This is a genomic window from Arthrobacter sp. Soil_C_49, assembly GCF_057656635.1.
This window is the reverse complement of the sequence record NZ_JBDGJZ010000004.1, coordinates 20,086-35,132: the sequence shown is the minus strand read 5'-3', so window position 1 is coordinate 35,132 and position 15,047 is coordinate 20,086. Positions and strand designations below refer to the sequence as shown.

General features: G+C 68.4%; 12 protein-coding genes. 5 read left to right on the top strand and 7 right to left on the bottom strand.

Annotated features, from left to right (window positions below; translation table 11 throughout):
- Positions 1-150: 150 nt before the first annotated feature.
- The 5 genes from AC3A4Z_RS08430 to AC3A4Z_RS08410 form a co-directional block, all read right to left on the bottom strand.
- Positions 151-927: a type 1 glutamine amidotransferase domain-containing protein gene (locus AC3A4Z_RS08430; protein WP_498711177.1), complete on the bottom strand. Its 777-nt coding sequence runs from the start codon at positions 925-927 to the stop codon at positions 151-153.
- A gap of 45 nt (positions 928-972) precedes the next feature.
- Positions 973-1,968 (bottom strand): NAD-dependent epimerase/dehydratase family protein, encoded by a 996-nt coding sequence (locus AC3A4Z_RS08425; protein ID WP_498711176.1) that lies wholly within the window; start codon positions 1,966-1,968, stop codon positions 973-975.
- Positions 1,965-4,646 carry an alpha/beta fold hydrolase gene (locus AC3A4Z_RS08420; protein WP_498711175.1) on the bottom strand — a complete coding sequence of 894 codons (2,682 nt, stop codon included), beginning with the start codon at positions 4,644-4,646 and terminating at the stop codon, positions 1,965-1,967. Before AC3A4Z_RS08420 ends, AC3A4Z_RS08425 begins: the two co-directional genes overlap by 4 nt.
- Positions 4,640-5,662: a 3-oxoacyl-ACP synthase III gene (locus AC3A4Z_RS08415; RefSeq protein ID WP_498711174.1), complete on the bottom strand. Its 1,023-nt coding sequence runs from the start codon at positions 5,660-5,662 to the stop codon at positions 4,640-4,642. Before AC3A4Z_RS08415 ends, AC3A4Z_RS08420 begins: the two co-directional genes overlap by 7 nt.
- A 180-nt stretch (positions 5,663-5,842) precedes the next feature.
- Positions 5,843-6,676 (bottom strand): hypothetical protein, encoded by an 834-nt coding sequence (locus tag AC3A4Z_RS08410; RefSeq protein ID WP_498711173.1) that lies wholly within the window; start codon positions 6,674-6,676, stop codon positions 5,843-5,845.
- 97 nt (positions 6,677-6,773) lie between these two features.
- Between AC3A4Z_RS08410 and AC3A4Z_RS08405 the strand changes: the two genes are divergently transcribed.
- Together AC3A4Z_RS08405 and AC3A4Z_RS08400 are read left to right on the top strand one after the other, a co-directional pair.
- The gene (locus AC3A4Z_RS08405; RefSeq protein ID WP_498711172.1) at positions 6,774-7,298 is read left to right on the top strand and encodes a hypothetical protein; all 525 of its coding nucleotides are present in this window, start codon (positions 6,774-6,776) and stop codon (positions 7,296-7,298) included.
- 219 nt (positions 7,299-7,517) lie between these two features.
- Positions 7,518-7,781 (top strand): hypothetical protein, encoded by a 264-nt coding sequence (locus tag AC3A4Z_RS08400; protein WP_498711171.1) that lies wholly within the window; start codon positions 7,518-7,520, stop codon positions 7,779-7,781.
- A gap of 46 nt (positions 7,782-7,827) precedes the next feature.
- Here AC3A4Z_RS08400 and AC3A4Z_RS08395 read toward each other — a convergent pair whose 3' ends face one another.
- Positions 7,828-8,724, bottom strand: coding sequence for a diacylglycerol/lipid kinase family protein (locus tag AC3A4Z_RS08395; protein ID WP_498711170.1), 897 nt, complete (start codon positions 8,722-8,724; stop codon positions 7,828-7,830).
- A gap of 188 nt (positions 8,725-8,912) precedes the next feature.
- Here AC3A4Z_RS08395 and AC3A4Z_RS08390 point away from each other — a divergent pair, with 188 nt between their 5' ends.
- The 3 genes from AC3A4Z_RS08390 to AC3A4Z_RS08380 all read left to right on the top strand — a co-directional run bounded on the left by AC3A4Z_RS08390 (position 8,913) and on the right by AC3A4Z_RS08380 (position 13,949).
- Positions 8,913-11,594: a PEP/pyruvate-binding domain-containing protein gene (locus tag AC3A4Z_RS08390; RefSeq protein ID WP_498711169.1), complete on the top strand. Its 2,682-nt coding sequence runs from the start codon at positions 8,913-8,915 to the stop codon at positions 11,592-11,594.
- Between the two features lie 85 nt (positions 11,595-11,679).
- Positions 11,680-12,918 (top strand): MFS transporter, encoded by a 1,239-nt coding sequence (locus AC3A4Z_RS08385; RefSeq protein WP_498711168.1) that lies wholly within the window; start codon positions 11,680-11,682, stop codon positions 12,916-12,918.
- A 74-nt stretch (positions 12,919-12,992) separates the two neighbouring features.
- On the top strand, positions 12,993-13,949 hold the full coding sequence (locus AC3A4Z_RS08380; RefSeq protein WP_498711167.1) for a lipid kinase: 957 nt from the start codon (positions 12,993-12,995) through the stop codon (positions 13,947-13,949).
- Between the two features lie 19 nt (positions 13,950-13,968).
- On the opposite strand, the gene AC3A4Z_RS08375 is transcribed toward AC3A4Z_RS08380, so the two are convergent.
- Positions 13,969-14,991, bottom strand: coding sequence for a DUF808 domain-containing protein (locus AC3A4Z_RS08375; protein ID WP_498711166.1), 1,023 nt, complete (start codon positions 14,989-14,991; stop codon positions 13,969-13,971).
- Between the last annotated feature and the right edge of the window lie 56 nt (positions 14,992-15,047).

The window sequence follows — 15,047 nt, the reverse complement described above, 5'->3', positions numbered from 1 at the left end:
AGCCGTCCCGAGCCTTAATAGTGGACCCGGCGCCCGCACCCGTGCAATGGGTTAATGGCGGACCACGTCTCCCACCTGAGCACCCGCAGGGAGGGTGGCTACCCGGCAGCGACCGTTGGCCCATCGCTTACCGGAAGCAAGTGCAGCAGGTCAGTGCTCAGCTTCCGCGGCGGCCTTCTTGGCGCTCTTCTCTGCGTCCTTCTCGGCGCGCAGGGCCTCCGTTTCGTGCTGCTCCTCGGCCTTTTCCTGGTGGATGACCTTTGCGAAGAGCTTCTCCATCTCCTTGGCCACGCCGGCCGCCGACGCGGGGTTTTGGCCTGTCACCAGCCGGTCGTCAACCACCACCATCTCCTCGAAAACATCAGCGGAGACGTGGGTGGCGCCCTGTTCCTCAAGCCGGTCCGCGAGGAAGAACGGGATGACCTTGTCCTTCCCTGCGGCAACCTCTTCGTCGTTGGTGAAGGCAGCCACCTTCCGGCCCTCGACGAGGCGGAGCCCGTTCTCCAGTTCCACGTTCAGCAGGCCGGCCGGTCCGTGGCAGACCGCGCCTACCAGGCCGCCGGCGTTGTAGACCCTGGCCACCAGATTCTGCAAGCCTTCGCTGTCCGGGAAGTCCCACATGGTGCCGTGGCCGCCCACCAGGTAGACGGCGTCGTACTGGGCCGGATCAACCACGTCCACGCGGGCGGTGTTGTAGAGGCCGGCGCGGGTGGTTTCATCCTCCGTGAAGGCCACCTGGATGGGATCCTTCGAGTCCACCTCATCGCGCGGGGGCTGGCCGCCCTGGATGGACGCAAAGTCAACGAAATGCCCGGAGTCCTTGAACACTTTCCAGGGATGTGCAGCCTCGGCCACGTTGTAGCCGGTCTTCTCTCCTGTATCGCCGAGCTCGGAAACGCTGGTCAGTACCATGAGGATTTTCTTCATGAAGTGCTCCTTTTCGTCCTCTTCCACCCTACGCCCCAGCCTGGTTCAGGCTTCGTGAACCCCCGACGCCGGCCGCGGACCATAGTGCCCGGCGAGCCTCGCCAGCCCCTCGTCAATCGAGACGGCGGGGGTCCAGTCGAGGAGTTCCCGGGTCTCGCGCTGGTCGAACCAGTGCGCAGTGGAAAGTTGTTCGGCGAGGAACCGGGTCATCGGCGGCTCCTCGTCCCGCCCCGCCCACGTCCACAGCTTCTCCACCACGGCCCCCGCCGCCCGTGCCACCGCACCAGGCACGGACCACGACGGCGGGCGGACGCCTCCCGCGGCACAGATGCCTGCCAGCAGCTCACCCACCGGGCGGGGCTCGCCGTTGCTCACCACCAGCGCCCTGCCATGGATGTGGTCCATCCGGTGCAGCGCGGCGACGATGGCCGCGGCGGCATTGTCCACATACGTGGTGTCGATCAAGGCCGCGCCGGCGTCGAGCAGCGGCAGGCGTCCCTGGCTGGCGCGGGCCAGGACCCGTTCCACGAGTTGGGTGTCGCCCGGGCCCCAGACGATGTGCGGGCGCACCGCCGCCACCCGGAAGTCCGGGGCATTGGCTGCGAGCGCCAGCAATTCGGCCTCGGCTTTCGTGCGGGAGTAGTCTCCGTGCGCATGTTCCGGGTCAGCCGGCTCTGCGCCCAGCCCGGCAATGGCGGCGCCGGAATTGGCCACCGACGGGGAGGACACAAACACCACGTCCCGTACCCCGGCCTCCCGGGCGCAGCGGAGCAGGCGGCGGGTCCCTTCGACGTTCACCTCATCAAACTCCGCGGCCCGCCCCGTGAAAGACACTTTCGCGGCCAGGTGGATGATGCCTTCGACGCCTGCCACTGCCCCCCGCAATGCCTCGCCGTCCGTGACGGATCCGCAGAAGTCCGTGGCGCCGTCGACCCCTGACGGACGGCGCTGGAACGTCGCCACCTCGTGGCCCTGGCGCACCAGCAGCCGGGCCACTTCTCCCCCGAGCAGCCCGCTGGCCCCGGTGACCAGGACCCTCACGGCTTGCCCGGCCGGCCGCCGGCGAGCACCCGTGAAGCCCAGCGGGACAGGCGGGTCCGGTCGATCTTGGCGTTGTGCCGGATGTCGGTGGGCTGGGCGGGGACCACGAGCACCGCGGACACTTCAACGCCTGCCTCCAGTGCTGCTGTGCGTACCCTCCCTGCCAGTCCGGTCCCCGCAGGGCCAGCCTTCCGGGCGGGCGGGACGGTCTCGACGACGGCGGCCACGGCCTGCGTGCCGGCCGGTCCGACGCCGGTGATCGCCGCCAGCCGGACATCGTCCAGGCGTTCAATGGCCTGCTCGGCACCCACGGGCGTCACCACGCCATCGGGCGCCTTAACCACATGGGCAAGGCGGCCTTCCACCCACAGCCTGCCGGCGGCGTCGAAGTGGCCCACATCGCCCGTGCGGTGCCAGCCGGGCAGGCTGGCGCTCTCCCGCTGGATCAGCCAGAGCCTGTCGTAGGCTTCCTTGACGTGCGGGGCGCTGACCAGGATCTCGCCGGTCACGCCGGGGTCCGTCACGGCTTGGGACCCGGGCGCCGTTCCGTCCGCCGCCAACGGAACCACGGCCACCCGAGCACCGTGCACCGGCCACCCCACGCACACACCGTTGCCAGCTCCAGGCACAGTGCCGGCGGCAGCATCGGCGTCGGCCGCCTGGATTTGTTCAAGGCTGGTGTCGGTGACGGGCAGCGCCTCAGTCATCCCGTACGGGGTGTGCAGCGAGGCATGGGGCAGCAGCCGCTGGACCTCGGCCAGGAGCGGTTCCGGGACAGGGGCCCCGGCGGAGAGCAGCAGCCCGATACCGTCCAACGCCTTATGCCCGGCGGCGCTCACGCCGTCCCGGGTGGCGAGGACATTGCGCAGCGCGGCCGGCGAGGCGAAGACCACTGTGGCGTCGATGGCAGCGGCGGCGTCGGCGAGCGCACTGGCGGTCAGGGTGCGGGGCGCAGTGACGTCCATCGCCGGTGTGACCGATACCGTCCCGAGCGCGGGCCCCAGAAGGGCGAACGGGGCGAAGCCGGCCACCAGCCGGGCGCCGGGCCGGATCCCGAAGGTTTCGGCCACCGTGTCCCGCATCGCGGCCAGTTGCCGGTGCGTGTAGAGGACGCCTTTGGCGGGGCCGGTGGAGCCGGACGTGAACAGCACGGCGGCCGGGGCATCCGGATCCACCATGTCTGTGGGATGCCCCGATCCGCGGCCGGCCCCGGAACGGGCCAGCACCTCGAGGGACGTTTCGGCTCCCAACAGCCGACGGCGGGCGGCCGGGAGGCCATGCACGCTGATCCGTCGCCCCGGCCAGCCGAGCACCGAGGCAGCCGCGAGCGCTTTGTCGATGCCGATGATGAAGTCAGGGGTGGCGCCTTTGACGGCGCGGCTCAAGCCCCTGGTTCCCAGTCCGGCGTCGGCCACCACCACCACGGCGCCCAGCCGCAGGCAGGCGTAAAGGGCTACGGTCAGGTCCACCCCGGGCGGAACCATCAAGCTCACCCGGCTGCCCCTCTCCACCCCCGTTTCCTGCAACCCTGCGGCGAGGTCAAGGATGCGCCGGTCCAGCTGCCGCCAGCTGAGCGAGCGGGAGGCGGTGCCGTCCGGGGCCATTTCGACGACGGCTGTATCCCCTCCGGCAGGTCCTGCTGCGTGCTGCCCGAGCAGGTCCCACAAAGGCCGGAATTCCGCTGGAGCGGGCGGGGCAGAGTCCTGTTCTTCGGCAGCTGTTGCTGCGGCGTTACCCGATCCGCTTTCGCTGACGTTCCCGGCGAGCCATTGGAAGATCGGGGCAGCAATGTTCCGGTCTTCCGCCACCAGATGGCCGGCGCCTTCGAAGCGGTGCACCTCGGAATGCGGCAGCCGGTTGATGAGGTCTTTGAGGTACCGGTCCGAAAAGATGGGATCCCTCGGGCCCCAGAGCATCAGCGCCGGGACCTTCAAGCCGTGCAGCCCCTCAGCCACGCCGGTGAGCGCCGGGAAGCTCGGGTGGGAGGCATCCACCGGAATGTCCGCGACAAAGTTCCCTACCCCTGCCCGGCGGTCGGCCCCCCGGTACGGCGCCATGTAGGCGCCGCGGATACCGGCGGGAAGCGGCGGGTGCGCCAGCGAGTGCGTCACCCGCAGGAAAGCGTCCGACGTCGTGGTTCCCCACTTGTGCACGGCGGGGTGCAGGGCAAGCCGCAGTGCCGGCGGGATGTCCGACCCGGAGGGCTGGTGGACGGCGGTGTTCGTCAGGACCACCCCGGCCAGCTGCTGCGGATGCGCGAGGGCCCAGCCCAGGCTGATCACGCCGCCCCAGTCGTGGCCCACGGTGACCACCGGCCCGTCCAGGCCGAGGGCGTCCGTGAGGTCACCGAGGTCGTTGATCCGGTCCGCCAGCCGCCGGAAGGTCCCGGTCCGCTCCGAGTAGCCCATGTCCAGCTGGTCCACGGCGACCACGCGCCACGGGTGCGCCGGATCGGAGCCGGCAGCCAGCAGCGTCCGCCACAGGTAGGACCACGTGGGGTTGCCGTGCACGCACAACAGGGTGCCCACGGGAGTCAGTCCGAGGCGGGAGAACTGCGGGCCGTTGTCCAGGAGATGCCAGCGGCGCGTTGTACCCGGGGCATCGGCGGCGGAAGTGGACGCCACAGAGACCTCGCGCGGCCATTCCGGGTCCACGCCGGGCCAGGCGGCGGCTACCAAACGATTTCCATCATGGCGGTGTTCAGGCCGGATCCGACGCCCATGCAAAGGACCCGGTCCCCCGCTTCCAAGGACTGCGCCTCAGCCGCGAGGGTCATGGGGAGAGATGCCGGTCCCACGTTGCCCCAGTGCGGGAACGTGATGGGCACCTTGGCCGGGTCCAGGTCAATGGCGTCAATGATGGCCTGCGTGTAGGCGTTGCTCACCTGGTGGGTGACGTACCGGTCCATGGTGCTCCAGTCCCACTCCGGCCGCGCCTCATGCCAGGCGTCGACGACGAGCTGCAGGCCGCCGTCGAGCAGGCCCTTGGTGTCGGTGTTCATGCCGTCAATGCCGCCCACGCACAACTCGTGGTGTTCGGTGCCGGCGCGCATCACACCGCCCACGATCCGGTGCGCACTGGGGTTCTCGTCTGCCGGGCCCAGGACGGCGGCAGCAGCCCCGGAGCCCAAGGTGAGCGTGGCGAATTCGCGGTTGAAGTCCTCGCGGGTGGTCTCAGGCCGCTGGAGACGGGCCAGCGTGGCCTCCTGCGTGGCCTGGGCATCCTCGGCGTTGACGATCACCGCGTACTTGATCTGGCCGGAGTCGATCATGCTGGCCGCCAGGGTCAGGCCGTTCACGAACCCCAGGCAGGCGTTGGCCAGGTCGAAGTTCATGGCCGACGACGGCAGGCCGAGTCCGTGATGGATCTTCACCGCGACGGACGGCTCCAGGTTGCGTCGCGTGACGGAGGTGTTGATCAGCAGGCCCACGTCCGACGCTTCGACGCCGGCTTCCGCCAGCGCCTTCGCGCCCGCTTCCGCGGCAGCATCATCAAACGAGGTACCGGCCGCCCACCAGCGGCGGTGCGTGACGCCGGCAACGCGCTCCAGCAGCCGGGGCGGGAACTTCAGCCGCTGCAGGGTGGAAGCCAACCGGCGGTCAAAATCCGTAGAGCTCACGATCCTCGGAGCTTCGACACTGCTCACCGAGAGCAGCGCGGTGTTGCTGTGCCGGAAGGTTGCATTCCCTGCCAATTCAAGCCCCTGTTCGTCCGTCCTGCGTGCATGCGGCAATGTACCCATCAGGGCAAACGCAGAGCTTAATAATGCCCGTCCGTGCCCGGCATCCGCGAAATGCCGATGGTAAGCATGCTTAGGAAAGGATACAGCGGGATCCAGGGACTGCCCCTACGAAACAGGCTTAGGTAGTACTCCTCAGGGCTGGCCGGTGGGAACAAGCCGGAAGGCGAAGCGGCCCTCCAGCCCACCGTCCGGGATCATTGTGAGATCCGCTCCCTCGGTGGGCAGCAGCACGGGTACCTTGAACATCGTCCCCGTACAGGGCACTTGCACGGGAGCCAGGACTTCGACACCTGCCGCCGTGGACACGGACAGTTCGGCCCCGGGAACCCATTCGCAGACGAACTGCAGCTCGTACCGGCCCGGTTCTGCCATCAATGTTGCTGTGCTGGTGGTGTTCCCGCTGCTGCTGCCGCGAAGCTCGCCGGGCAGCCGGGGCTGCAGCTGCTTTGCCGACCACTCCGACAAGTCCTCCAGCTCCGAAGCCCTGCGGTCCGGATTGGTCTGGACTTTGACCCCTGTTGCGGCAGGCTTGCCCGACGGCGGGACCGCGCTGATGGTGATGGGCCCGCCGGGGTGCCTGACAAAGCGGTCCAGCGCGGAACCGCACTCAAAGCCGGTCGCCTCCGGTTGCCCGTCACCCTTCACGATGGTCAGTTTGGCCCCGTATGTCCCGGCGCAGGCGCCGGACACCAGATAGTCGCCGGGTGACAGAACCAGCGACAGCTTCCCGGCGGGCTCCGCCTCGGACGGCATGCCGGGGTCCGTTGGGGACGCCTCGAGCCGGCGGGCCACCTCGTCCGCGTTCTCCTCGAAGGACAGGGGCTGCGGTGTTGCTGCCGGCGGGGAAGCCGGAGCCGCCTGTTCATCCGGGCCGCTGTACTCACACCCTGCAAGGACCATGGCCAGAAAGGCCACACCGAACAAAACTCTTGCGCGCCGTGCCGGCACTCCCCCAGAAGCTGACATGGCTCCGAGTCTATGGCCTGCCGCTGGATGCCGCCGGCTACCCGACCCGCGGTGGCCCGGGGCACGAAGGAGTGGACGAAGGGCGCATAGTTGGACGATGACCAGTCCTTACACCCGGGGTGACTCCTTGAGCGGCAGTGCTTCCCGGGAACACATCAGACAAGCGCTCGTGGAATACGGCGCCACGGACGTTGTTTTCAGCCAGCGCGGTAATCAGAGCGCCATCGCCTTCAGGGGCGGCGGAAGGCAATTCCGCATCGTCGTTTCCTTGCCTGACTCTGACGGGAGCGTGATGATCCAGGGGGACACAGCACAGGGGCCCATCCGCGAAGCGAAGGCAAAGGCGCTCGAACGCGCCAACCGCAGGTTTTGGCATGCCCTGGCCCTGTCAATAGACGCCAAACTCGCAGCCGTGGCGGCAGGCGTGGCCACCCTTGAATCCGAGTTTCTGGCCCATGTGGTCCTCCCCGGGAACCACACCGTTCTGGACGAGCTGGAACCGGTCATCGAGTCGGCTTACCGCTCCGGCCGGCGTCCCTCCTTCGGCACTTCCGCCCCGTCGATGAGGCTGGCCCCGGCGGTCCTCCAGATTGGCGTAGATTGCCCCGGCTTCACCCGCTGAATGTGCGCTGTTGGAGCGTAGACTCGCTTGTACGTCGGGACGCCGTGACTGGACATCCGGTTTTACGATTATTGAGGACGGCCATGACGGAACCGCAGGCCGGAACGGGCATCAACCGCTGCCCTCCCTGCAGCGGCCCGGCCCCGGGTCGCTGACCCCCAGCCACAGCCGTTCCTTTCCTGCGGACGGACAGTGCACCCACAAGATCGTTGGCACGCAATGACCGACACCCTTATCCAAGACCAGTGGCACCGGCTTCCCGCAACGGTTACGCAGTGGCTGACGGATAACCCCGGCTGCATGATCCTTCCGCGGACCTTGTCTGCAGAAATCAGTGCAGCCACCGGCCACTCGCTCAACCAGGACCCGCACGGCGAGACCACGCTCTGCCAGGAGGACGTGGATTTCATCCGCATGAAGTCGCGTGAAGCCGAGACTGCGGGGCCGGATGGGTTCACGTTCTTCGACTCCGTGCAACCGTAGGCGCGTTCCGTAGATAGCGCCAGGAAGGCGGCCCGGCGGAGATCCGTCAGATAGTGGTGAGGGCGCCCTGGGCGCTTTCCACCAGCACGTGCGTGCCCGCCTGGATATGCACCACTTCGCCGTCGATCTGGCAGGGAACGGCGTTGCGGGTGGTGAAGGCGTAACCGCTGACGGCGGGTTGGTGGCCCAAACCCAGCGTGACGGCGCGCAGGGTCATCAGTGCCATCTTCCACCGCCCGGCATGGGGCAGCGTGACTACTTCGAACCGGCCATCGTCCGGGTGGTGCGCCTCGCTGACTGTCCCGTACTTCGCCATCCGCGAGATGTTGGCGAGGATCAGGCTGTCGAACTGCGCCGTGGCCCCGTCGTCCCGCACAAGCTCGAACGGCCGCAGGTTGGAGAGGGTCCGGGCAACGGAGATGAGTTCAAGGACCTTTCCTTTTCCGCCTTTTTCGATGCCGATCGCCATCAACGGCGTGAGCCCGAACCCCACGTAGGAGTGGGCGTACTGGACCTGTTCTCCGCCTGCCCGGCGGAACGTGATGCGCAGCAGGTCGATGTGCCGGATCCGGCGCTCACGAATGGCGTCCGTCAGCGGCCTTGCGGGCAAACTCCGATGATGGTCGTTGGCGTTACCCGCTGGGAGCACGGTGCAAACCGCCCTGCTGGCGGGGACGTCCATCACCCCGTTGACCACCTCGTTGTATCCGCCATCGCCGCTGATGGACACGATGAGCGGGGCCCCTCGCCCGGCCTCGGACCTTGCCAAATCGCGGGCGTGCCCCGCAAATTCTGTCGGCAGCAGCTCAACGGGCAAATCCTGCAGATCCAGGGCCAAATCCCGCTGCAGCGTTTCTATGCGCTGGGTCATTCCCGGCCTGCCTGGATTGAAGATCAGGACTAAGCGGTCGAAGGGGGCGGCAGGCGCCAGGTCATCAGCCATGGTGCCCATCCTTCAGGCGCTGCTGCGGTTAAGTCCAGCCGAGGCCTGGGACCGGCCGTGCCGTCGTACCGGCGGACCCCGCGGAACCGGCCATGCCGGAAGTGATGGCCACCCGCCCGCGGCAGTGCCAGTATGTGGAGAATGATCTGCACTGCAGGCGCCCTCATGCGGGCAGCAAGGAAGCGTTCATGAGCTTTATCAGTGATCTGGCAAATGTTGGGCGGGGCGATGTCGCCGGAGCCGGCGGCAAGGCCGTGGGTCTCGGGGGCCTCATCTGGGCCGGCCTGCCAGTCCCGCCGGGGTTCGTCCTCACCACCGCTGCCTACTCGCACTTCGTCGAGGAGAACCAGCTCGAGGCGGCTATCCAGGAACTGGCCGCGCTGCCCCAGGATGCGTCGCCCCAGGACTATGAGGACGCTTCGCAGCGGATCACGGAGCTGTTCAGGAGCGGCACCCTGCCGGTTTCCATCGAAGCCGAACTGGCCGAAGCCTACGGGCGCCTCGGCGGCGGTGAGGCTTCAGTGGCGGTCCGTTCCTCGGCCACCGCCGAGGATCTGGCCTCGGCCAGTTTTGCCGGGCAGCAGGAAACCTACCTGAACGTCCTCGGCCTGGATGCGCTGATGCGGGCCGTCATTGATTGCTGGGCCTCTCTCTGGACCGCGCGCGCCATGGCCTACCGTGCCCGCGAAGGCGTGGCACCGGAAGAGGTACGGCTCGCCGTCGTCATCCAGCTGATGGTGGAGGCGGACGCGGCCGGGGTGATGTTCACGGCCAACCCCACGAACGGGCGGCGGGACCAGACGGTGATCAGTGCCGCGTGGGGCCTGGGCGAATCGGTGGTGGGCGGGACGGTCACCACCGATGACCTGGTGGTCGACGCCGGAAGCGGCACGGTACTGTCGCGGCAGACAGCCGACAAGGACGCCATGACGGTGTACGCGGAGAACGGGACGCAGGAGCAGCCGGTGGCGGAAGCCCGCCGTCGTACGCCGGTACTTGATGACCCGGCAGCCGCCCGGCTGGCCCGCTACGGGCAGCAGATCGCAGCCCATTTCGGGGCACCGCAGGACATCGAGTGGGCGCGGGCCGGGGGCCGGTTCTACCTGCTGCAGTCCCGTCCCATCACGGCACTGCCGGAACCGGCGGCTGATACCCCGGACACCTGGCCCCTGCCCTATCCGGACGGCCTCTACTTCCGGGCGAGCATCGTGGAACAGCTGCCGGACCCGCTCTCTCCGCTGTTCGCCGACATGATTGATGGTTCCGTGGCGCGGTCGCTGACTGCCCTGATGGCCGAAGCCCTGGGCAGGAACGTCATCCGCGACGGCGACGTGGGGCTGCCCACCATCAACGGCTACGCCTACTACCATTACCGCAACTCAGGCATGCGGCGGATGCTGGCCAAAACTCCGGCCGCGCTGCTGGCCCTGGCCCGCGGCAAGGCGCATATGGGAGTGGCCGGCTGGCGCGGGTTCTCGCACCCCCGGTACAAACAGGTGATCAAGGACTGGTCCGCCAAGGCCCCCGCTGAGCTCACCGGGGAGGAACTGATAGCGGGAGTGCAGGCCCTCCTGGACGCCGGCACCGTCTACTACACCGCAGTGCAGTCCATCATTCCGCTCGCCGCCACCAGCGAAATGTCCTTCCGGGCGTTCTACGACAAGCTGGTCAGGCGCGACGGCGATCCCCCGGCCCAGACGTTCCTCCTGGGCTACGACAGCCAACCCATCCGCGCAGAAAAGTCCCTGTACGACCTCGCCGGCTGGGCCCGCAGCGATCCCGGACTGACCTCTGCCCTCTTGAATGAGCCGACGGCGGCGCTCGCCGGGTTCCAGCGCACCGGCACCCCGCCCGCAGGTGTGAACGACGCCCTGTGGCAGGAATGGCGCTTCGCCTTCAGGGAGCATCTGGCCCTCTACGGCCACGCTGTCTACAACCTGGATTTCGCCAGCCCGGTCCCTGCCGACGATCCGTCCGCCCTGCTGGACACGGTGAAGTTCTACCTGCGCGGGCAGGGCACCGACCCGCATGAGCGGCAGCGGCTCTCCACCGAGCGCCGCGAGGAGCTGACCGAGCAGATGGCCGGGCGGCTGGGTCCGCGCCGCCGCGCCGCGTTCCTCCGGCTGCTGCGGTGGGCGCAGGACACTGCGCCGATCCGCGAGGACGCACTGGCCGACGTCGGCCTGGCCTGGCCGCTCCTGCGGCAGATGCTGCTGGAACTCGGGCAAAGGCTGGTGGGCTCCGGCGTCATCGCGGCGCCGGACGACGTGTTCTGGCTCCGGTACCAGGAGCTGCGGAGCGCGGTGGAGTTCGGCCTTGCCGCGCCCGGGGCCGGCCTTGCCGCCGGGGAGCGGGCCGCCGTCGTTATTGCCGGCGCCGGGCGGCCCGTCCGCGCCGCCGCCGTGGAGGAACGCAGGATGCTGTGGCGGGGCCAGGTGAAGGCCGCCGCCCCACAAATGCTTCCGGAGAGCCGCTGGATGGACAAGGCCTTCGGATCGATGATGCCGGCCGGCCCCCAGCAAAAGCCCGGCGGTGTGATCAAGGGCGTGGGAGCCAGCGCAGGCCGGGTCACCGCTCCCGCCCGCGTCCTGACCGGTCCCCAGGACTTCGGCAGCATGCAGCCGGGCGACGTTCTGGTGGCCCGGATCACCACCCCGGCCTGGACGTCGCTGTTCGCAATGGCCTCCGCCGTGGTCACCGATGTGGGCGGACCGCTCAGCCACAGCTCCATCGTGGCCCGCGAGTACGGCATCCCCGCCGTGCTCGGTACCGGGGTGGCCACGCAGCGGCTTTCCACCGGCCGGCAGGTCACCGTGGATGGCGACGCGGGGACTGTGACGTTGGACCAAGACCTGCACGGAAGCCGTTAGTTCACCGGGTAAACTTGGTGAAGGAACTGTTAGGCCAGAAGCGCCCGGTTCCGCTCTCCCTCCCCCTTGAATGGAACACCCTTTAATGTCCTCCGCGATTTCCGCGCCGGCGCCCCAGCGTTTCCCGCTGGCCGCCATGATGGTCCTGGCCACCATCGCCTTCACGGCCATCACCACCGAACTGCTCCCGTCCGGCCTGCTCCCCCAAATCAGCAGCGGCCTGAACGTGTCCGAACCGGTGGCCGGCTATCTCGCCGCCGCCTACGCCGCCGTCATTGTGGTCACCGTGGTGCCCGCGGCCCGGCTGCTGGCCAACATACCGAAGCGGCCTTTGCTCGTGGCGCTGGTCCTGACCTTCGCGCTCAGCAACGCCCTGGTGGGCCTGGCCCCGGACTTCACGTTTGCGATGGTGGCACGGCTGGTGGGCGGCCTGGCGCACGGCCTGCTCTGGACCACCATGGCACCCTACGTCGCCCGCGTGGTCCCGGCGGACAAGGTGGGCAAGGCGCTCGCGATCGTCTTCAGCGGCAACAGCCTGGGCCTGGCCGTCGGTGCCCCGGTGGGCACAGCGCTGGGCACGCTTCTGGGCTGGCGCTCGGCGTTCCTGGCCCTCGCCGGGTTCGGCGTGCTCCTGGCCGTCCTGGGCTTCTTCTTCCTCCCGCCCGTCCGGCGCGGCGCCGGCGAGGCCCGCCCCTCCATGCGCGCGGCCATCGCCCAGCCGGGCGTGAAGTCCGTGGCCATCGCCTGGCCGCTGCTGGTCCTGGCCCACTTCGCGCTGTTCACCTACATCGCCCCGTACATCCGCGAGGCCGGCCTGCCCGACTACGCCATCAGCCTCTCCCTCACCGTCCTGGGCGTCTCCGGCCTGCTGGGAATCTGGATCGCCGGCATGACCGTTGATACCCACCCGCGCCGTTCGCTGTTGATGACGACGGCGGCAATTGCGGTTTCGATGCTCGCGTTGCCTTTTGTGGGCGGCAGCCTGGTCTTCGCGCTGGCTTTGATGACGGTGTGGGGCGCCGGGCTGGGGGCCATTGGCATCTACAACCAGTCCGCCATCCTCCGCGCCGGCCGCGAGAACAAGGACGCCGCGAACGGGCTGACCGTCCTCACCATCCAGCTGGGCATCACCATCGGCGCCCTCTACGGCTCCGCCGCCCTGGTGGCGGCCGGCCCCCTGCTGGTTCCGGTGGCGGCTGCCGTTCCGGTGATCGCAGCCCTGGTCATTGCCTGGGCCGGGAAGACGGCGGCCTACCCGCCGGGCCCGCGCGAGTCCACGTGGAAGAGCCCGCGGCCCGTCAACGAATCCGAGGGCACGCACTAGTCCACCGGGCCGGGCTGGCTTCGGCTCGGGCCCGGCTCGCGGAATTCACAGGTCAACCACCTAACATGGCCCCCATGAAGCTTGCCCGGGAGGCCCGTTCCGCAGCCGTTGTGATCAATGCCGGATCACGCCGGGGTGCGTCACACGAACTGGCGGTGGACACCATGCGGAAGGCAGGCGTCCCTGTCTCGGCTGTGCACCGCGTGCTGGCCGGGGCAGACCTGGCAGTGACGCTTGACCGGGTGATTGCCGATGGACACGACCTGGTGGTGGTCGGTGGCGGCGACGGGACGGTGACCGCCGCCGCCGGCCGCCTGGCCGGCACGAATGTGATGCTCGCCGTTCTCCCAATGGGCACGGCCAACGACTTTGCCCGCACGCTGGAGATCCCAGGCGATCTTGCTGCGGCGTGCGCTGTGGTGGCAGACGGCAAGGTGGTGGACATCGACCTCGGCCGGGCCAACGGTGAGCCGTTCCTCAATGTGGCGTCGGTGGGCCTGTCGGTAGCGGTGACAAAAGCGCTCAGCCCCCGCCTGAAGCGGTACATCGGGCCCCTGGCGTACAGTGTCGCAACACTCCGGGCTTATGCCCGGCACAAGTCGTTCCGGGCCCGCCTCGAGTTTCCGGACGGCGACCACGAGACCCTTGAGCTCGAGGAACTGCTGCAGGTGGCCGTAGGCAACGGCCGGCACTACGGCGGAGGCAACACGGTCTCCCCCACCGCAGGGATCGATGACCACATCCTTGACATCTACGCCATACCGGCGGGGCCGCTGCGGGAGCACGTGAATATCGCCCGGTTACTGAAGGACGGCAGCTTCGTTGAACACGAGCGGGTGCACCACCTGACCAGCCGGAGTGTGCGGCTGGTCACCGAGCCTCCCCTGCCAATGAACCTCGACGGCGAGATCGCCACGCACACGCCCACCGACTTCACCGTCCAGCGCAACGCCATCCACGTTGTGGTGCCCCAAAGCAGCACCGCTGCCGTGTTCGACGGACCCGGCCCCGCGGCAGGCCCACTCGTTTGAGACCCGCCGCAGGGAGGGGCTAAGAGGCGGGGCCGCCGTCGTGCTTTGCCTCATGGTGGCCGCCCAGTGCGGCGCGGACGTCGCCCTCCTCGTGTCCGCCCTTTTCTTTACCGAACGGCAGTGCCTTCAGCAGGGGGTGCAGCACGGCCATGACGGCGAGGCCCCAGATGATGCCGATCACGGCCGAGCACAGGGTGTTCACGAGCCAGGCCAGGAAGCCGCCCAGCACCGGGATCCCGGCGAAGGGGTGCTCGAGGGCATGGACCAGGTCATAGGGGGCGTGCCAGCCGAGGTCGTGTGCACCCTGGAGCATGATGTGGCCGCCCACCCACAGCATGGCGATGGTGCCGATCAGGGTGATCGCCGCCAGTACGGCGGGCATCCCCTTCACGAGCAGTTCGCCGAAGCGCTTGGAACCGGCGGAGTCCTTCGTGGTCAGGTGCAGGCCGACGTCGTCCATCTTGACGATGAGTCCCACGGCACCGTAAACGGCCACGGTGATCACGATGGCTACGGCCACCAGGATCAGCGCCCGGACCCACAAGGACTCGCCGCCCACCTCGTTCATCGAGATGACCATGATCTCGCAGGACAGGATGAAGTCGGTGGTGATGGCGCCCTTGACCACCTTGTCCTCGGCGTCAGCACCACGTTCAACGGCCGGGGCCTTCTCGTCCGAGTGGTCTCCACGGAGCTTGTGCCAGACCTTCTCGGCGCCTTCGAAGCACAGGTAGGTGCCGCCCAGCATCAGGATGAACGGGATGATCCAGGGGATGAAGGTGCTCACCAGCAGGAGCGCCGGCAGGATGATCAGCAGTTTGTTGCGGAGCGAGCCCCAGAAGATTTTTTTGATCATCGGCAGCTCGCGGGACGGGTCCGCCCCGGACACGTACTGCGGGGTGACGGCCGCGTCGTCAATGACCACACCGGCGGCTTTGGCACTCGCCTTGGCCGCTCCGGCAGCGACGTCATCCACAGAGGCAGCCGCTATCCGGGCCAGCGCTGCAATGTCGTCCAGCAGGGCAACGAGGCCGCCGCTCATCGCGCGCCCTCGGGCTGTTTAAGGGCGGACGGCTGGGCGTGGAGTGCTCGGTCGAG

Coding starts and splice junctions, on each gene's coding strand:
- AC3A4Z_RS08430 (WP_498711177.1), bottom strand. CDS start 927: ATGAAGAAAATCCTCATGGTACTGACCAGCGTTTCCGAGCTCGGCGAT.
- AC3A4Z_RS08410 (WP_498711173.1), bottom strand. CDS start 6,676: ATGTCAGCTTCTGGGGGAGTGCCGGCACGGCGCGCAAGAGTTTTGTTC.
- AC3A4Z_RS08405 (WP_498711172.1), top strand. CDS start 6,774: ATGACCAGTCCTTACACCCGGGGTGACTCCTTGAGCGGCAGTGCTTCC.
- AC3A4Z_RS08400 (WP_498711171.1), top strand. CDS start 7,518: ATGACCGACACCCTTATCCAAGACCAGTGGCACCGGCTTCCCGCAACG.
- AC3A4Z_RS08395 (WP_498711170.1), bottom strand. CDS start 8,724: ATGGCTGATGACCTGGCGCCTGCCGCCCCCTTCGACCGCTTAGTCCTG.
- AC3A4Z_RS08390 (WP_498711169.1), top strand. CDS start 8,913: ATGAGCTTTATCAGTGATCTGGCAAATGTTGGGCGGGGCGATGTCGCC.
- AC3A4Z_RS08385 (WP_498711168.1), top strand. CDS start 11,680: ATGTCCTCCGCGATTTCCGCGCCGGCGCCCCAGCGTTTCCCGCTGGCC.
- AC3A4Z_RS08380 (WP_498711167.1), top strand. CDS start 12,993: ATGAAGCTTGCCCGGGAGGCCCGTTCCGCAGCCGTTGTGATCAATGCC.
- AC3A4Z_RS08375 (WP_498711166.1), bottom strand. CDS start 14,991: ATGAGCGGCGGCCTCGTTGCCCTGCTGGACGACATTGCAGCGCTGGCC.